Genomic DNA, 16737 nt, shown 5'->3' on the forward strand with positions numbered 1-16737 from the left:
GGATCGTCGTGCTGTGGTGGGTGCTCGCGGCGGCAAGCTCCCTGACGCTGACGACGTTACGGATCCCCAGGTGGCGGCCGCGTCCCGCCTCGGGCGGGTCCTCGCGAGGGTCCCGTCATCCCGTGGTCGTACCCCCGCGTGCGGCGGGGGTACGACGGGTCAGGTACCTGGCCGGACGACGCCCGCCTCGTACGCGACGACGACGGCCTGGACGCGGTCGCGAGCGCCGAGCTTGGCGAGGATGCGGCCGACGTGGGTCTTGACGGTCGCCTCGGCGACGAACAGCTCGCTGGCGATCTCGGTGTTGGAGCGGCCGCGCGCCATGAGCACGAGGACCTCGTGCTCACGCTCGGTGAGCGTCGCGACCGCGTCGGCGGCGGCAGGGTCTGCGGCGGTCTCGGGGGTGAGCGCGGTGACCATGTGCTCGAGGAGCCGGCGGGTGCTCGACGGCGCGATGACGGCGTCGCCCTGGTGCACGGTGCGGATCGCGGCGAGCATCTCCTCGGGCGGGGCGTCCTTGAGGAGGAAGCCGCTCGCGCCTGCGCGGATCGCCTCCATGACGTACTCGTCGAGGTCGAACGTGGTCAGGACGATGATCTTGGGCTGCCGGTCGGCAGGAAGGCGCTCGTGCCAGGCGGCGGTGAGCTGTGCGGTCGCCGCGAGGCCGTCGAGCTGGGGCATGCGCACGTCCATGAGCACGACGTCGACGGGGTGGTCGGAGAGCAGGCGCACGGCCTGCGCGCCGTCGCCCGCCTCGATCTCGACGCGCAGGTCGGGCTGCGAGTCGATGACCATGCGGAAGCCGGCCCGGACGAGCTGCTGGTCGTCGACGAGGGCGACCCGCACCTGGGTGGCGTCGGTCGAGGGCGGGACGGTCACGGTGTGCTCCCGGGGTTCGGGACGCCAGCGGCGTCGGGATAGGCCGGTGCGGCTCCTGGCCGCACGGTGACGGGCGGGACGGGGAGCTCGAGGTGGACGCGGAAGCCACCTCCGGGCCTGGGCCCGGCCGACAGGCTGCCGCCGAACATGGTGGCACGTTCGCGCATGCCGACGAGGCCGTGCCCGGCGCCGTCGCTCGCGGCGGCGGCGCCGCGTCCGTCGTCGGTCACGTCGAGCGTGAGCTGGGTGGCGTCCCAGCGCAGGAGCACCGTGACCGAGGCAGAGGGACCCGCGTGCTTGAGCACGTTCGTGAGCGACTCCTGGCACACGCGGTAGACGCTCAGGCCGACGCCGGGCGGGAGCTGGCGCGGGGTGCCCATCCGGACGTAGGACACGTCGACGCCGCTCGCGCGGACCTGCTCCACGAGGGTCTCGAGGTCGCCCGAGGCGGGCTGCGGTGTGCGCTCGGCGCCGTCGGGGGCGGGCGTGCCGGCGGGGCCCGTGTGTTCGAGCCCGGGCTGCCCGCCGAGGCGACCGGCGGACGACGACGGGTCGTCGGCCCGCAGCACGCCGAGCAGACGGCGCATGTCGGCGAGGGCGTCGCGGCCCGTCTCGGCGATCGTGCCGAGCGTGCGCGCGGCGGCGTCGGGGTCCGTCGCGGCCGCGTACCGGCCGCCGTCGGCCTGCGCGATGATCACGGAGAGCGAGTGGGCGACGATGTCGTGCATCTCGCGTGCGATGCGGGTGCGCTCGGCGGAGGTCGCGAGCTGGGCCTGCTGGTCGCGCTCCCGCTCGAGGCGGTCGGCGCGGTCGACGAGCGCTGCGATCGTGTCGCGCCGGGAGCGGCGCATGAGCCCGAACGCCCACGAGGTGACGAGCACCATCGACGACGTGAACATCACGACGAAGGCGGTGACGATGCCTTCGCCGGTGGGGTCGCTGCTGAGGAGCGCCGCGTTCGCGGAGAGGATCGCGCAGCCGACGAGGCCGCTCAGGAACGCGGTGAGGTAGGACCAGCGCGGTCCGTGGAGGGTCACGGAGTACAGCGCGACCGGCACGGCCACGACGCCGAAGGGCAGTGCGACGGACGCGTTCGAGAACGCGAGGGGCAGGCCGGCGAGGTAGACGAGGACGACCGAGGTGACGGGGAAGCGGCGGCGTACGGCCAGCGGTGCGAGCAGGGCGATGCTGTAGACGAGCTCGCGGCCGGAGCTTCCGTAGAGGAGCACCGTGAAGAACAGGACGGTCAGGGTGAGGATCGAGTCGATCCACAGGGCGTTGCGCTCGTGCCAGGGCACGGGGCGGGCCGGGGCGGGCGCTGCCCGCCAGGGCGTGGAATAGGTCGGCTCCGGCACGCGTCCAGCGTAGGTGGGGCGACGCGTCGCGGCGTCATCCTGGGGGCCGACGTGCGGGCGGTGGTGGTACGCCCCGGGACGCACGTCGTGACGTGCGCGACACCACGCCCGTGAGACGCACGACAACCGGGGCTCTTTCCGCGAGCGAGGACTGGTCTTCAACGATCCATGACCTAACATGAACGAATGACCCATGTGCTGCTGGCTGAAGACGACCCGGCGATCGCGGAGCCTCTCGCGCGTGCGCTGACCCGTGAGGGTTACAGCGTGGTGGTGCAGGGGACCGGGCAGGGTGCCATCGACGCTGCGCCTGGCGTGGACCTCGTCGTCCTCGACCTGGGCCTGCCGGACATGGACGGCCTCGACGTCGCCCGCGCGATCCGCTCGCAGGGCCTGACGACCCCAGTGCTCGTCCTGACGGCGCGCGCCGACGAGGTGGACCTCGTCGTCGGCCTCGACGCGGGCGCCGACGACTACGTGACGAAGCCGTTCCGGCTCGCCGAGCTGCTCGCCCGCGTCCGGGCGCTCCTGCGCCGCACGCACGGCGAGGTCGAGACGGACGAGGAGCTCCGTGCCCAGGACGTCCGTGTCGACGTCTCCGCGCACCGCGCCTTCCAGGGCGAGCACGAGCTGCACCTGACGACGAAGGAGTTCGAGCTCCTGCGGGTGCTCGTCGCGAACGCGGGCTCCGTCGTCGTGCGTGACGCGCTCATGCGCGAGGTCTGGGGCTCCGAGCTCGTCGGCTCGACGAAGACCCTCGACATGCACGTCTCGTGGCTGCGCCGCAAGCTCGGCGACGACGCGAACGCGCCGCGCTACATCTCGACCGTCCGGGGCATGGGCTTCCGCTTCGAGACCGGAGAGCACTGACCTTGCGTCGCCGGATGATCCTGGCCACCGTCTCGGCGGTGGCCGTCGCGGTCATCCTCCTCGGCTTCCCGCTGGCCTTCCTCGGTGCACAGCTCGTCAAGGACAACGAGCTGCGCGAGCTGCAGATCCGCGCGACGAACATCGCGCGCGCGGTCGAGGGTCGGCTCGGCCGTGAGGACCCCGTCACCCCTGACGTCCTCGAGCCGTACGTCGGCGGCGAGGGCCGCCTCGGTGCCTACATCGAGGTCGTGCTGCCCACGGGCGAGCGCGTCACGGCGGGCGAGGAGGTCGAGGGTCGCCGCCAGATGGTTGGCGCGCTCGGCTCGAGCAGCAACACGCTCGTCTACGTGTACGTCCCGTACTGGGACCTGTACCTGCGCTCCGTGCAGATCATCATGCTCGTCGTCGTCGCGGCCGTCGTCGCGCTCGGCGCGAGCATCCTCGTGGCGATCTGGCAGGCGAACCGCCTCTCCGCGCCGCTGCTGTACCTCGCGGCGTCGGCCGAGCAGATCGGCTCCGGCCAGGTGCGGCCGCGCGTCGAGCCGTCCGGGGTCGAGGAGATCGACCTCGTCGCCGCCGAGCTCGTGCGCAGCTCGGACCGTCTCGCGCAGCGCCTCGCGGTGGAGCGGCAGTTCTCGTCGGACGCGTCGCACCAGCTGCGGACCCCGCTGACGGCACTGACGATGCGCATCGAGGAGATGGCGCTCGCGGCCCCCGACAACGAGGAGATCCAGGAGGAGGCCCGCGTCTCCCTCGAGCAGGTCGAGCGTCTCGTCACGGTCGTCGACGACCTGCTCGCCCGCACGCGCCGCGCGCTCGGGGGCAACAACGAGGCCGTGCGTCTCGCGGACATCGTGAACCAGCAGGTCGAGGAGTGGGGCCCGACGTTCGAGGCGCTCGACCGTGAGCTCGTCGTCGACGTCGACCCTGCGACCATGGTGCTCGCGACGCCGGGCGGGCTCGCCCAGGTCCTCGCGACGCTCGTGGAGAACTCGCTCAAGCACGGCGGCGGCACGACGACGGTCCGCTCGCGCGCGAGCGGCACGAGCGGCGCTGTCGTGATCGAGGTGTCGGACGAGGGGCCTGGCGTCCCGGACGAGCTCGCCCCGCACATCTTCGAGCGTGAGGTGACGTCGGGCGCCGGCACCGGCCTGGGCCTCGCGCTGGCCCGCGACCTCGCGGCGGCCGACGGCGGTCGGCTCGAGCTGTCGCAGCGCCGCCCGCCGGTGTTCTCGCTGTTCCTGTCAGGCGTCCCGAAGTCGCTCGACCCGTCGGTCGTCCTTCCCGTGGGGTCGGTCGTCTCGTCGGGGTGGAGCCGTCGTCGGCGTCCGCCGACCTGATCGGCAGCGCGCCCCAGCCCTGCCCCGCCCGCGCTGGACGCCGCTGACGCCCGTCCGCCCAGCTCCCGGGCACGCTCAGTGCGTCACGCGCAGCTCGTCAGGCCCCGTGCGTCAGGCGCAGGGCCTCGTGCTCAGGGCGTCGGAGGCGCGGGCGTCGGCGAGGCAGGCGCCGGCACCTCGGTCGCCAGTGCGGCGGCGGGCTGAGGGGCGGCGTCGTCGCGCACGTTCGTGAACACGAAGGTGCGGTAGGCGACGTACCGGAAGACCATGCCGAGCACCAGGCCGACGACGTTGGCCGCGATGTTGTCCGCGAGCGGGGAGTCGAGCCGCAGGACGTAGCGGCTCACGCCGAGGCACGCGACAGCGATGAGCATGCCGCCGACGTTGACCAGGACGAACGACACGAGCTCGCGACCATGGTGCTTCTGGCGTCGCGCGGAGAACGTCCAGTAGCGGTTCCCGAGCCACGACACGAGCGTCGCGACCGCGACCGAGACGACCTTGCTCGTCAGCGGCTTGTGGCCGAGAACCTGCCCGGGGCCGAACATGAGCAGGTTGAACAGGCCCGTGTCCACGACGAACGCGACCGCGCCGACGGAACCGAAGCGGAAGAGCTCGGCCAGGCGGCTCACGACGGCGGAACGGGTCACCATGGTGACCGAGCGTACGCCGTCCTGCGGACTGCCCGGTGGCGTGACGGGCTGTCGTCTACCCTGGGTTCCCGTGAGCACACCGGTCGTGGCAGTCGTGGGTGGGGGCCAGCTGGCCCGGATGATGGCGCCGGCCGCCGGGGAGCTGGGCGTGCACCTGCGGGTCCTCGTCGAGGCGCCCGGCGCGTCCGCCGGGCAGGTCGTCGCGGACACCCCCGTCGGCGCGGCGTCGGACGCCGCCGCCGTGCGTGCGCTCGTCGCAGGGACGAGCACGGACGGGTGGGACGCGCCCCTCGGGCGCGCGCGCGCCGACGTCCTCACCTTCGAGCACGAGCACGTGCCCGGCGAGATACTCGCCGAGACGGTCGCCTCCGGCGTTCCCGTGCACCCCGGGGCGCACGCCCTCGTGCACGCCCAGGACAAGATCGTCATGCGTGAGCGCCTCACGGCCCTCGGCGTCCCGTGCCCCGCGTGGGCCGCGCTGCCGCGCGACCCCGAGGAGGCCGCGGCCGCCCTCACGGCCTTCCTCGCCGAGCACAGCGGTGACGACGGACAGGCGGTCCTCAAGACCTCGCGCGGCGGCTACGACGGCAAGGGCGTGCGCCTCGTCGCTGCGGCCGAGCAGGCGACGGACTGGTTCGACGGCGTCGTCGCAGGCGGCCCCGCGCTCCTCGTGGAGGAGAAGGTGCCGTTCACGCGCGAGCTCGCGGTGCTCGTCGCGCGCCGCCCCTCGGGCGACGCGGTGACCTACCCCGTCGTCGAGTCCGTCCAGCGCGACGGCGTGTGCGCGGAGGTCGTCGCGCCCGCCCCCGACCTGTCGGACGCGCTCGCCGAGGAGGCTCGCGGGATCGCGCTGACGATCGCCGAGGGCCTGGACGTGACGGGCGTCCTCGCGGTCGAGATGTTCGAGGTCGACGGTCGCGTGCTCGTCAACGAGCTCGCGATGCGTCCCCACAACTCCGGCCACTGGACGATCGACGGGGCGGTCACGAGCCAGTTCGAGCAGCACCTGCGCGCCGTGCTCGACCTGCCGCTCGGCGACACCTCTCCGCGCGCACGGTGGACCGTCATGGCGAACGTGCTCGGCTCGACGCACGCCGAGCTCGCGGACGCGCTTCCCGCGGTGCTCGCCGCCGACCCAGGCGTGCGCGTGAACCTGTACGGCAAGGACGTGCGCCCCGGTCGCAAGCTGGGCCACGTGAACGTCAGCGGGGACGACCTCGCGGACGTGCGGCGTCGGGCCCTCGCGGCCGCGGCGATCCTGCGCGGCGAGTGACCGCGCCTCACCAGACCCAGATCGAGGAGACACAGCAATGAGCGCAGCACCGGTCGTCGGCATCGTCATGGGCTCGGACTCGGACTGGCCGGTCATGCGCGCCGCCGCCGACGCGCTCGCCGAGCTCGACATCCCCGTCGAGGTCGACGTCGTCTCCGCGCACCGCATGCCGACCGAGATGATCGACTACGGCCGCGACGCGTCCGCGCGCGGGCTGCGCGTCATCATCGCGGGCGCTGGTGGCGCGGCCCACCTGCCGGGCATGCTCGCCGCCGTGACCGAGCTCCCGGTCGTCGGCGTCCCCGTGCCGCTCAAGTACCTCGACGGGATGGACTCGCTCCTGTCGATCGTCCAGATGCCTGCGGGCGTGCCGGTCGCGACCGTGTCGATCGGGGGAGCGCGCAACGCGGGCCTGCTCGCGGCGCGCATCCTCGCCGCGGGCGAGGGCAAGGACGCGGAAGTGCTCCGCGCGCGGCTGCGTGGCTTCCAGGAGGAGCTGCGCGACGTCGCCCAGGAGAAGGGGCAGCGCCTGCGCGAGGCCTACGCCGCGGAGGTCAGCGAGCAGGAGTGACCGAGGGGCCTCGAGGCTGACGAGCCCGACCCGGCGCGAGGCCGCCGGTCAGGTCACTTCTTGTCGGACTTCTTCTCGTCGGACGCGGGCTTCTCCTTGACCAGACCGTCGGCGTCGTAGCGCCCGGGCTCCAGGGTTCCGTCGAGGATGCCCGTGAAGAACGCGGGCGCCTCCGAGGGCTTGAGGAGGACGGTCGAGCCGACGCCGCCGGGACGGTAGTCGAGCGACTCGATCGGCGGCGTGCCGGTGATGCCGTCCTCGCCGGACGCGGCGCGGAACGCGAGCGCGAGCCTGCCGAGGTTCACGATGCCCGTGCCGTCGCTCGCCCGGACCGCTCCGAGGCCGGAGTCGATGAGGTCGACCTGCTTGCCCGGGTTGACGAGGGTGCCCGGGTTCGCGGCCTTCTTCGTCACGGCGGAGACGAGCTGGCGCTGGCGCTCGGCGCGGCCGATGTCGCCCTTCGGGTCCGAGTAGCGCATGCGGATGAACGCGAGCGCCTTCTTGCCCTTGACCGTGTGGCAGCCGGCCTTCCACTTGAGGTTCGACTTCTCGTCGTCGACGTCGTAGTCGAGGCACAGGTCGACGCCGTCGACAGCGTTGACGAGGTCCTTGACACCGCCGAGGCCTACCTCGACGTAGTGGTCGACCGTGATGCCCGTGAGCTTCTCGACCGACGCGACGAGCAGCTCGGGGCCGCCCCACGCGTACGCGGCGTTGAGCTTGGCGGGGCCGCGCCCGGGGACGTCGGTGTACGTGTCGCGCGGGAGGCTGACGAGCGCCGTCGGCCCCGACTCCGGGACGTGCAGCAGCATGATCGTGTCGGTGCGGGCGCCCTCCGTGCCGTCGGACGCGATCGCGCCGTCCTCTCGCGAGTCGGAGCCCGCGAGGAGGTACGTCGTGCCCGGGGTGTCCGGCGCACCCGAAAGGGCCGCGACGTGCTCGACCTTCGAGTTCGCCCACATGAGCAGGCCGACGGGCCACGCGATCACGAGGACGAGCAGGAGAGTCAGGACGGCCGCGATGATACGGCGTTTGCGCAGGCGCAGGCGCGGCTTGCGGCCCTCGCCGCCGGGCCCGGTCGCGTCGCTGCGACCGCCGGGGCCGGCAGGCCCGCCCGGGCCGGCCGGGGACGCCGCGGTCGCGCGTGCGGGCCGGACCGCCGCGTGCGGGGACGACGAGACGCGAGCGGGACGGGCCGACGGCGGGCGCGACGCCGGAGCACCCGAACGAGCCGGGGGCACGGACGACGGCGGACGCTGCTCGCCCGAGGGGCGACGCGTCGTCGGGCGCGACGGGACGTGCGAGACGGGGGCGTGCTCGCCACCGACAGGGACCGCGTCCTGCGTCGAGCGGGGGCGGCCCCCCGGGGTGTTCTGGGGCGTGAAGCTGGGCGGCGGCTGGCTCCCGGCCGCGGGCATGCGGCGCGTCTCGTCGTTCATGCGCAGACCTCGTTCAGCACCGGCCGGGGACGGCGTGCGGGCGTGGGGCAAGGTCTGGCGGTGCACGTCACGAGAAAGATCCTAGGGAAGCACCTCGGGGCACGCGGGCTCGGCGGGCAGCGATCGGGTGGAGTTGTTGTGGAGATGGCCCCGCCCGGCGCGAGCGTCAGCGGACGGTGCCCGCGGGCCCCTCCTCGTCGTCCACGGCCGTCGCAGGACGATCCTGTGCGGCGCGGTTCCGCGCCTCCGCGTCCTCAGCGCGCGCCTGCGCGAGCGTGAGCTCGCGGGCGAGCACCGTGATGCGCGACTGAAGCTGGTTCATCCGCCGGAAGGACGTCGCCATGAAGCTCAGGAACGCGATCACGAGCGCGTACAGGAGCAGGTCCGCACCACGGCCGACACCGATCAGGTTGGCGATGCGCGTGAGGATCTGCGGGAACAGGACCGACGCCGCCGCTCCCGCCACGAAGAGCATGAGCAGGATGCGACGGATCGCCTGGTGCCGAGCGTCCGCCGTCGACCGGTTGAGGGTCAGCGCGACGCCGACGATCGCGGCGAGCAGGATGAGCTGGATCCACATGGTGGCCTACCGGAAGACGAGGTCGACGAGGATGTTGACCGAGTTGAGCAGCGACTGACCCTTGCCGCGCGAGTAGTCGGTGTAGAGCACGTGCACCGGGTGCTCGCGCCACGGCAGGCCCGTCCGCCCAAGGTGCAGGACGATCTCGCTCGCGTGCGCCATGCGGTCCTGGCGCAGGTGCACGCCGCGCGCCGCGTCCGCGCGGATGACACGCAGGCCGTTGTGGGCGTCGGTCAGCCGCAGGCCGGTCGACTGGTTCGTGAACCACACGGCGACCTTGAGCACGATCTTCTTGAGCAGCCCTGCGTCCGTGCGGTCGTCGAGGAAGCGCGATCCGAAGACGATCGCGACGTCCTCGCGGCGGGCCAGCCCGACCATCGCCTCGGCGTCGTCCACGCGGTGCTGCCCGTCGGCGTCGAACGTGACGACGTACCTCGCGCCTGCGCCGAGCGCGTACTCGATGCCCGTCTGCAGCGACGCGCCCTGACCCAGGTTCACGGGGTGGTGCAGGACGCGCGCGCCCGCCGCCCGAGCCGCGTCGCCCGAGCCGTCGGTCGATCCGTCGTCGACGCACACCACGTGCTCGAAGCGCTCGAGGGCCCCGCGCACGACGTCCCCGATCACGCTCGCCTCGTTGAAGAGGGGGACCACGAGCCACGCGTCGCTGATCCGGGGGGTGGGCATGAGGGACATTCTTGCACCAGGGACGGGTGACGATCGTCCCACCCGGCCGGGAGCAGGGCGGTACTCTGGCCGAGGTCGGTGGCGAGGCGCGCCGCAGGCCGCGCGGGCCCCGGCCCGCCCCGCAGGACCAGCACCTGCGCCGCGACGACAGACGGAGAACAGCATGGGTGTGCGCATCGCGGAGACCGCCGACGTCTCCCCGGACGCCACGATCGGAGACGGTTCGTCCGTCTGGCACCTCGCGCAGGTGCGTGAGCAGGTGGTCCTCGGTGAGGGCTGCATCGTGGGCCGCGGTGCCTACATCGGCACGGGCGTCCAGGTGGGTGACCACTGCAAGATCCAGAACTACGCGCTCGTCTACGAGCCGGCGTCGCTCGCCGACGGCGTGTTCGTCGGCCCGGCTGCGGTGCTGACGAACGACACGTACCCGCGGGCTGTGAACCCGGACGGGTCGCTCAAGGACGCGTCGGACTGGCACGCGGTCGGCGTGACGATCGAGCAGGGTGCGTCGATCGGTGCGCGCGCGGTGTGTGTCGCGCCGGTGACGATCGGTGCGTGGGCGACGGTCGCCGCGGGCGCGGTCGTGACCAAGGACGTGCCCGCGCACGCGCTCATGGTCGGCGTGCCCGCGCGTCGCGTGGGCTGGGTCGGCCGGGCGGGTCAGCCGCTGGTGGCGGACGGTGACGGGTGGCGGTGCCCCGCGACGGGGCAGCGCTACGAAGAGACTGACAACGGAACCCTCGAAGAGGTGGAGAACGCATGAGCGAGTTCATCGCACCAGCCAAGCCGATCATCGGTGACGAGGAGCGCGCTGCGGTCGACCGTGTGATGCGTTCGGGCATGGTCGCCCAGGGACCTGAGGTTGCGGCGTTCGAGCAGGAGTTCGCCGACCAGATGGTCGCCGGGCGCCGCTGCGTCGCGGTGAGCTCGGGCACGGCCGGGCTCCACCTCGGTCTGCTCGCTGCGGGCATCGGCCCGGGCGACGAGGTCATCGTGCCGTCGTTCACGTTCGCCGCGACGGGCAACTCGGTCGCGCTGACAGGTGCGACGCCGGTGTTCGTCGACATCGAGCCGGACACGTTCAACCTCTCGCCCGCGGCGGCGTCTGCGGCGATCACCGACCGCACGCGGGCGATCATGCCCGTGCACCTGTACGGCCACCCGTTCGACGCGCCCGCGTTCCAGGCGCTCGCCGCCGAGCACGACCTGCAGCTGTTCGAGGACGCCGCGCAGGCGCACGGCGCGAGCCTGGGCGGTCAGAAGGTCGGCACGTTCGGCACGTTCGCGATGTTCTCCCTCTACCCGACGAAGAACATGACGTCGGGCGAGGGCGGCATGGTCTCGTGCGCGAGCGACGACATCGCCCGCCAGGTGCGCCTGCTGCGCAACCAGGGCATGGAGAAGCAGTACGCGAACGAGGTCATCGGCTTCAACACCCGCATGACCGACATCCACGCCGCGATCGGCCGGGTCCAGCTGACGAAGGTCGGCGCGTGGACCGAGCAGCGCCGCGCCAACGCCGCGTTCCTCGACGCCGGTCTCGCGGAGGTCGCGGGGGTGACTCCGCCGCCCGTGCGCGCGGGCGCCGAGCACGTCTACCACCAGTACACGATCCGTCTCGACGGTGCGTCGGGCGTCGAGCGCGACGCGTTCGTCGCGGCCCTCAAGGCCGAGCACAACGTCGGCGCGGGCGTGTACTACCCGATCCCGAACCACCGCCTGGCGAGCCTGGAGAAGTACGCGCCGGACCTCGACCTGCCGCAGACGGAGCGCGCCGCGCGCGAGGTCGTCTCCCTGCCGGTCCACCCGTCCCTGACTCAGGCCGACCTCGAGCGCATAGTCTCGGCCGTCGCCGCCGTCGCGAAGGCGGGTGCGTGATGGGTGCCGCGCTGCGGGCCGGGGTCATCGGCCTGGGGGCCATGGGCCGCCACCACGTGCGCGTCCTGCGCGAGATCGACGGCGTCGACGTCGTCGCGGTCGCGGACCCAGGTGGCGACCCGTACCGCGTCGCCGGCCCGCTCGAGGTGCTCCGCGACGTCGAGTCGCTCGTCGCGGCGGGCATCGACATGGCGGTCGTCGCCGTGCCGACCAAGTTCCACGAGCCGGTCGCGCTCACCCTCGCGGCGGCGGGCGTGCACACGCTCGTCGAGAAGCCGATCGCGGTCGACACGGCTGCGGGCGAGCGCCTCGCCGCCGCGTTCACGGACGCCGGCCTGATCGGCGCCGTCGGCCACATCGAGCGGTTCAACCCCGCCATCCAGGAGGTGCGCCGCCGCATCGCCGACGGCCAGCTCGGCGAGGTCTACCAGATCTCCACGCGCCGCCAGGGACCCTTCCCCGCACGCATCGCCGACGTCGGCGTCATCAAGGACCTCGCGACGCACGACATCGACCTCACCGCATGGGTCACGCAGAGCTCCTACGAGTCGGTCGCCGCCCAGACGGCGTTCCGCTCGGGCCGCGAGCACGAGGACATGGTGCTCGTCACCGGCCGCCTCGCAGGCGGCATCAACGCCAACCACACCGTCAACTGGCTCTCCCCGATGAAGGAGCGCGTGACGATCGTCGCGGGCGAGCGCGGCACGCTCATCGCGGACACGTCGACGGCGGACGTGACGTTCTTCGAGAACGGCACCGTGCAGACCGAGTGGGACTCGATGGCGAACTTCCGCGGCGTGACCGAGGGCGACGTCATCCGGTACGCGATCGGCAAGCGCGAGCCGCTGCGCGCCGAGGCCGAGGCCTTCCGTGACGCGGTGCTCGGCCTCGAGGACCGCACCGTGTCGATGACCGAGGGCCTCGCGACAATCCGCGTCGCCGAGGCGATCGAGCGCTCGGCCGTCACCCAGGAGACCGTCCGCCTGTGACGGCGGCGTCTCGCCTGCGGGTCGCCCTCGTCACCCGCATCTTCGCGCCCGAGCCCGCCGCGGCGTCGTTCCGGCTCGAGGCGCTCGCACGCGCCCTCGGGCGCGCGGGCGCCCGGGTGTCGGTCCTGACGACGTCGGCGCGGCGCGACCTGCGCGCCGCGGCGGCCGCTGTCGACGAGGACCTGCGTGAGGCGCGCGTCGAGGTCGACCGAGCGCCGGTCCTGCGCGACCGCACCGGCTACGTCCGCGGGTACCTGCCGTACCTGAGCTTCGACGTGCCCGCCTTCGTGCGGCTGCTCGCAGAGCCGCGCCCCGACGTCGCCGTGTGCGAGCCGCCGCCGACGACGGGTGCGGTCGTGCGCGTCGTGTGCGCGCTGCGCCGCGTGCCGTACGTGTACTACGCGGCTGACGTGTGGTCGGACGCGACGGCGGGGGACGGCACGACGCCGGGCCTCGTCTCGCGCCTGCTCGCGGTGGTCGAGGGCTGGGCCATGCGGGGCGCCGCCGGGATCGTCGCGGTGTCGCCCGAGGTCGCCGAACGGGTCGAGGCGCTCGTCGAGCGTCGCCCGCGTGCGGCTGCGCGCCGCCGTCCGGAGGTCGTCGTCGTGCGCAACGGCGTCGACACCGACGTGTTCCGGCCAGGGCTGCCCCGGCCCGACGACGGGCCTGGGCGTTACCTCGTCTACGCGGGCACGACGTCGGCATGGCAGGGAGCGGACGTGTTCGTCCGTGCGATGCCGAAGGTCCGCGACGCCGTGCCGGACGCCGAGCTCGTGATCCTGGGACAGGGCAGCGACTGGGACGACCTCGCCGCCCTCGGAGCCGAGCTCGCGCCGGGCGCGGTGCACGTCCGCCGGCTCGTCCCCGCAGCCGAGGCCGCCGCGTGGCTCGGCGCCGCCCACGGCGCGCTCGTGAGCGTGCGCCCTGGTGTCGGCTACGACATGGCGCTGCCGACCAAGACCTTCGCCGCCGCCGCGTGCGGCACCCCCGTCGTCTTCGCAGGCCCCGGGCCCGCCGTGCCGATCGTCCGCGAGAACGACCTCGGCCACGCCGTCGAGCACGACGTCGCGACCGTCGCCGACGCGATGGTCGCCGTCCTGCAGACCGACGACGACGCGCGCGCCGCGCAGCGCGAGCGCCTCGCCGCGTGGGCGCGCGACAACGCGAGCATCGCCCGCGTGGGTGAGGCGGTCGCCGCCCACGTGCGACGATGGCGCGACGGTGCGGCCACGGCCGCGAGGACGACGCAGGACGGGGACAGCACGCCGTGAAGGTCATCTGGCGCACGTGGGCGCGGCTCATGCCGCTCCTGCCGGGCCGCGCGCGCCGGTTCCTGACCTGGTACATGGTCGCGAGCGCGTGCCTGTCGCTGCTCGACGTCGCGGCCCTCGGCCTCCTGGCGCTCGCGCTCACGCCCATGCTCACGGGCGGTGGCGGCACCGCGTCGCTCCCGCTGCTCGGCGAGGTCGGGAACGTCGCCGTGATCGGCGTCGTCTCGGGCCTCATCGTCGTCAAGGGCATCCTCGCGGTCGCGCTCCAGTGGGTCGCGACGCGTCGCTTCGCGAGGTACGAGCTCGAGATCGGCGACCGGCTCTTCGACGCGTACATCCGCGCCCCCTGGACGGACCGCCTGTCGCGCTCGACGTCGCAGCTCGTGCGGCTCGCCGACGTCGGCATCGCGAACGCGACCGCGGGCTTCCTGCTGCCGGTCGCGGGCCTGCCCGCGCTCGGCGCGACGTTCGGCTCGGTCCTCGTCGTCCTCGTCGTCGCGCAGCCCGTCACGGCCGCGATCACGCTCGTGTACCTGGGCCTCATCGGCGCGGTCATGTACGTGTTCGTGTCGCGCCGCTCGATCCAGGCGGGGCTCGTCAACCGCGACTACTCGTTCAAGGTCGCGCGCCTCATGACGGAGATGGTCGGGGCGCTCAAGGAGATCACGCTGCGCGACAAGGCCGGTGAGGTCGCCGACGTCGTGCGCAGCAACCGTCGCCACACCGTCCGGGCCCGCGCGAACCTGTCGTTCCTGTCGGCCGTGCCGCGGTACGTGATCGAGTCGGCGGTCGTCGGGGGCTTCGTCCTCGTCGGCGGCGCGGCGTACCTCATGGACGGCCCCGAGCAGGCGTTCGCCGCGCTCGCGATGTTCGGCGTCGCCGGGTTCCGCATGGTCCCGGCGATCACGAGCTTCCAGTCGGTCATCGCGACGACGGCCGCGAACATCCCCAACGTCGAGGCCGTCATCACCGACATCGAGGCCGCCGAGGGCTACCTGCGCCGCGCCGAGGAGACGGGGCGCGAGCCGCTCGCGCAGGAGCCGCAGCACCTGCGCCTGCGCGGTGTCGCGTTCACGTACCCGGGCAGCGCCGAGCCTGCGGTGCGCGACGTCGACCTCGACCTGCCCATGGGTTCCTCGCTCGCGCTCGTGGGCGTCTCGGGCGCGGGGAAGTCGACGCTCGTCGACATCCTGCTCGGCCTGCTCGTGCCGTCGGAAGGCTCGATCGACGTCGACGGTCAGCGGCTCGAGGACGTGCTCGGCGCGTGGCGCGCCCGCGTCGGCTACGTCCCGCAGGACGTGTCGCTCTTCGACGGGACGGTCGCGCAGAACGTCGCCCTCACGTGGACCGACGACATCGACCGCGAGAGGGTGCGGGACTGCCTCGCGCGCGCCCAGCTCCTCGACGTCGTCGACGCGCGTGCCGGCGGCCTCGACGCCCGCATCGGCGACCGGGGCATGGCGCTCTCGGGCGGGCAGCGCCAGCGCCTCGGCATCGCGCGCGCCCTGTACTCCGACCCGCTCGTGCTCGTCCTCGACGAGGCGACGAGCGCGCTCGACACGCAGACGGAGGCGAGCGTCTCGGCGGCGATCGCCGGCCTGCGCGGGCAGGTCACGCTCATCTCGGTCGCGCACCGCCTGTCGACCATCCGACACTCGGACCAGGTGTGCTTCATGGCGGACGGCACGATCGCCGCCCGGGGCACGTTCGACGAGCTCGTCGCGCAGGTGCCGGACTTCCAGGTCCAGGCGGCGCTCGCGGGTCTCGTCGACGACGCTGAGGACATGGAGGGGGATGACGATGAGAGCTGACCACGCGGTCGACGTGGTGATCGCGGTGCACTCCCCGGCGCGGCCGGTCGAGCGGGCCGTCCGGAGCGCCCTCGCAGGCTCGGACGGCCTCGTGCGTGTCACCGTCGTGTGCCACGACGTCGGCATCACGACGATCGAGGAGCGCCTCGCGCTCACGCCCGAGGAGCACGAGCACGTGCGGCTGCTCGGCTACAGCGACCACGTCCGCAGCCCTGCCGGCCCGTTCAACTTCGGCCTCGACAACACCTCCGCCGAGCTCTTCGCGGTCCTCGGGTCCGACGACGTGCTCGAGCCCGGTGCGGTCCGCGCGTGGCTCGACGTCGCGCGCGAGCGAGGTTCCGACGTCGTGCTCGCGCCGCTGCGCGGCCCGGACGGCGAGCGGCTGCGCAACCCGCTCGTGCGTCCGGGCACCGGGCGCGCGGGGCGGCGCGCGGCGACGCCGCTCGACCCGGTCGCCGACCGGCTCGCCTACCGTTCCGCTCCGCTCGGCCTGCTGCGGCGGGCGACGGTGCGACGTCTCGGTCTGCGGTTCACGGAGGGGCTCGCGACGGGCGAGGACCTCGCGTTCTCCGTGCCGCTGTGGTTCTCGGGCGCGCGCATCGACATGGTGCCGGCGGGCCCGGCGTACGTCGTCGGCGGGAGCGCTCAGGACCGCGTGACCGAGGTGGTCCGCCCCGTCGCGGACGAGCTCGCGGCGCTCGACGACCTGCTCGTGCGCGTCCTGCGCGACGGCGGGCTCGCCGACCGCATGCGGCCGTCCGAGCGCCGGGCGCTCGCCGTGAAGGTGCTGCGCATCCACGTCCTCGGGGCGCTGTCGCGCCGCTCGCGCCGTGAGGACTGGCGCGACGGTGACGCGACCGCCCTGCGCGCTGCGGCGCGCGCATGGCTCGACCTCGCGCTGACGGCGGTGCACGCGTTCGCGCGTGCCGACCGCGCGGCCCTCGACACGCTCGTAGGCCCTGAGTCCGTGAGCGTCGAGCCTGACGACGGCGTGCTCGCCGACGCGTTCACCGCGGCCGCGCAACGACGAGCGAAGGCCGGACGCGTCGCGACGCTCCTGCCGCGCGACCTGCCCGACGTCCTCGACCCCGAGAGCACGTTGCGCCGGTACGTCCGCTACCGGATGCCGTGGTGACAAGGACCG

At 73.4% G+C, this 16737-nt stretch carries 16 protein-coding genes; 10 read left to right on the forward strand and 6 right to left on the reverse strand.

The features are described from left to right. Nucleotides 1–159 precede the first annotated feature (159 nt). Nucleotides 160–879: a response regulator gene (locus tag ATL41_RS11510; protein WP_098458595.1), complete on the reverse strand. Its 720-nt coding sequence runs from the start codon at nt 877–879 to the stop codon at nt 160–162. Beyond that, nucleotides 876–2234, reverse strand: a complete 1359-nt coding sequence (locus tag ATL41_RS11515; protein ID WP_245854798.1) for a sensor histidine kinase — start codon at nt 2232–2234, stop codon at nt 876–878. Before ATL41_RS11515 ends, ATL41_RS11510 begins: the two co-directional genes overlap by 4 nt. Nucleotides 2235–2420: 186 nt before the next feature. Here ATL41_RS11515 and ATL41_RS11520 point away from each other — a divergent pair, with 186 nt between their 5' ends. Continuing rightward, nucleotides 2421–3104 (forward strand): response regulator transcription factor, encoded by a 684-nt coding sequence (locus tag ATL41_RS11520; RefSeq protein ID WP_098458597.1) that lies wholly within the window; start codon nt 2421–2423, stop codon nt 3102–3104. A 2-nt stretch (nt 3105–3106) separates the two neighbouring features. After that, nucleotides 3107–4444 (forward strand): sensor histidine kinase, encoded by a 1338-nt coding sequence (locus ATL41_RS11525; RefSeq protein ID WP_098458598.1) that lies wholly within the window; start codon nt 3107–3109, stop codon nt 4442–4444. A 131-nt stretch (nt 4445–4575) separates the two neighbouring features. Here ATL41_RS11525 and ATL41_RS11530 read toward each other — a convergent pair whose 3' ends face one another. Then, nucleotides 4576–5097 carry a GtrA family protein gene (locus tag ATL41_RS11530; protein WP_098458599.1) on the reverse strand — a complete coding sequence of 174 codons (522 nt, stop codon included), beginning with the start codon at nt 5095–5097 and terminating at the stop codon, nt 4576–4578. A 70-nt stretch (nt 5098–5167) separates the two neighbouring features. On the opposite strand from ATL41_RS11530, the gene ATL41_RS11535 reads away from it, so the two are divergent. Both ATL41_RS11535 and purE read left to right on the forward strand, forming a co-directional pair. Next, nucleotides 5168–6370, forward strand: a complete 1203-nt coding sequence (locus ATL41_RS11535; RefSeq protein WP_245854800.1) for a 5-(carboxyamino)imidazole ribonucleotide synthase — start codon at nt 5168–5170, stop codon at nt 6368–6370. 37 nt (nt 6371–6407) lie between these two features. Further along, the gene (gene purE / locus ATL41_RS11540; RefSeq protein WP_098458601.1) at nt 6408–6941 is read left to right on the forward strand and encodes a 5-(carboxyamino)imidazole ribonucleotide mutase; all 534 of its coding nucleotides are present in this window, start codon (nt 6408–6410) and stop codon (nt 6939–6941) included. 53 nt (nt 6942–6994) lie between these two features. Here purE and ATL41_RS11545 read toward each other — a convergent pair whose 3' ends face one another. From ATL41_RS11545 to ATL41_RS11555, 3 genes are all read right to left on the reverse strand, one after another. Continuing rightward, nucleotides 6995–8380, reverse strand: a complete 1386-nt coding sequence (locus tag ATL41_RS11545) for an LCP family protein (protein ID WP_245854802.1) — start codon at nt 8378–8380, stop codon at nt 6995–6997. 166 nt (nt 8381–8546) lie between these two features. Then, nucleotides 8547–8960 carry a DUF2304 domain-containing protein gene (locus tag ATL41_RS11550; protein ID WP_098458602.1) on the reverse strand — a complete coding sequence of 138 codons (414 nt, stop codon included), beginning with the start codon at nt 8958–8960 and terminating at the stop codon, nt 8547–8549. 6 nt (nt 8961–8966) lie between these two features. Further along, a complete protein-coding gene (locus ATL41_RS11555; protein ID WP_245854803.1) occupies nt 8967–9644 on the reverse strand; it encodes a glycosyltransferase family 2 protein in 678 nt (225 codons plus the stop codon). A 163-nt stretch (nt 9645–9807) separates the two neighbouring features. Here ATL41_RS11555 and ATL41_RS11560 point away from each other — a divergent pair, with 163 nt between their 5' ends. Genes ATL41_RS11560 through ATL41_RS11585 form a run of 6 tightly spaced genes read left to right on the forward strand, consistent with a single transcriptional unit; the run spans nt 9808 to nt 16728 of the window. Further along, a complete protein-coding gene (locus tag ATL41_RS11560; RefSeq protein ID WP_098458604.1) occupies nt 9808–10407 on the forward strand; it encodes an N-acetyltransferase in 600 nt (199 codons plus the stop codon). After that, on the forward strand, nt 10404–11522 hold the full coding sequence (locus ATL41_RS11565) for a DegT/DnrJ/EryC1/StrS family aminotransferase (protein WP_098458605.1): 1119 nt from the start codon (nt 10404–10406) through the stop codon (nt 11520–11522). Before ATL41_RS11560 ends, ATL41_RS11565 begins: the two co-directional genes overlap by 4 nt. After that, nucleotides 11522–12511 carry a Gfo/Idh/MocA family protein gene (locus ATL41_RS11570; RefSeq protein ID WP_098458606.1) on the forward strand — a complete coding sequence of 330 codons (990 nt, stop codon included), beginning with the start codon at nt 11522–11524 and terminating at the stop codon, nt 12509–12511. Before ATL41_RS11565 ends, ATL41_RS11570 begins: the two co-directional genes overlap by 1 nt. Then, a complete protein-coding gene (locus tag ATL41_RS11575; protein WP_245854804.1) occupies nt 12508–13782 on the forward strand; it encodes a glycosyltransferase in 1275 nt (424 codons plus the stop codon). Before ATL41_RS11570 ends, ATL41_RS11575 begins: the two co-directional genes overlap by 4 nt. Further along, on the forward strand, nt 13779–15593 hold the full coding sequence (locus ATL41_RS11580; RefSeq protein ID WP_098459080.1) for an ABC transporter ATP-binding protein: 1815 nt from the start codon (nt 13779–13781) through the stop codon (nt 15591–15593). Before ATL41_RS11575 ends, ATL41_RS11580 begins: the two co-directional genes overlap by 4 nt. Then, on the forward strand, nt 15583–16728 hold the full coding sequence (locus ATL41_RS11585) for a glycosyltransferase family A protein (protein ID WP_143556621.1): 1146 nt from the start codon (nt 15583–15585) through the stop codon (nt 16726–16728). The genes ATL41_RS11580 and ATL41_RS11585 overlap by 11 nt, the downstream gene beginning before the upstream one ends. Nucleotides 16729–16737 lie beyond the last annotated feature (9 nt).

The organism is Flavimobilis soli (assembly GCF_002564025.1).
Lineage (GTDB): Bacteria > Actinomycetota > Actinomycetes > Actinomycetales > Cellulomonadaceae > Flavimobilis > Flavimobilis soli.

Coding starts and splice junctions, on each gene's coding strand:
- ATL41_RS11520 (WP_098458597.1), top strand. CDS start 2,421: ATGACCCATGTGCTGCTGGCTGAAGACGACCCGGCGATCGCGGAGCCT.
- ATL41_RS11530 (WP_098458599.1), bottom strand. CDS start 5,097: ATGGTGACCCGTTCCGCCGTCGTGAGCCGCCTGGCCGAGCTCTTCCGC.
- purE (WP_098458601.1), top strand. CDS start 6,408: ATGAGCGCAGCACCGGTCGTCGGCATCGTCATGGGCTCGGACTCGGAC.
- ATL41_RS11545 (WP_245854802.1), bottom strand. CDS start 8,380: ATGAACGACGAGACGCGCCGCATGCCCGCGGCCGGGAGCCAGCCGCCG.
- ATL41_RS11550 (WP_098458602.1), bottom strand. CDS start 8,960: ATGTGGATCCAGCTCATCCTGCTCGCCGCGATCGTCGGCGTCGCGCTG.
- ATL41_RS11555 (WP_245854803.1), bottom strand. CDS start 9,644: ATGCCCACCCCCCGGATCAGCGACGCGTGGCTCGTGGTCCCCCTCTTC.
- ATL41_RS11560 (WP_098458604.1), top strand. CDS start 9,808: ATGGGTGTGCGCATCGCGGAGACCGCCGACGTCTCCCCGGACGCCACG.
- ATL41_RS11565 (WP_098458605.1), top strand. CDS start 10,404: ATGAGCGAGTTCATCGCACCAGCCAAGCCGATCATCGGTGACGAGGAG.
- ATL41_RS11570 (WP_098458606.1), top strand. CDS start 11,522: ATGGGTGCCGCGCTGCGGGCCGGGGTCATCGGCCTGGGGGCCATGGGC.
- ATL41_RS11585 (WP_143556621.1), top strand. CDS start 15,583: ATGAGAGCTGACCACGCGGTCGACGTGGTGATCGCGGTGCACTCCCCG.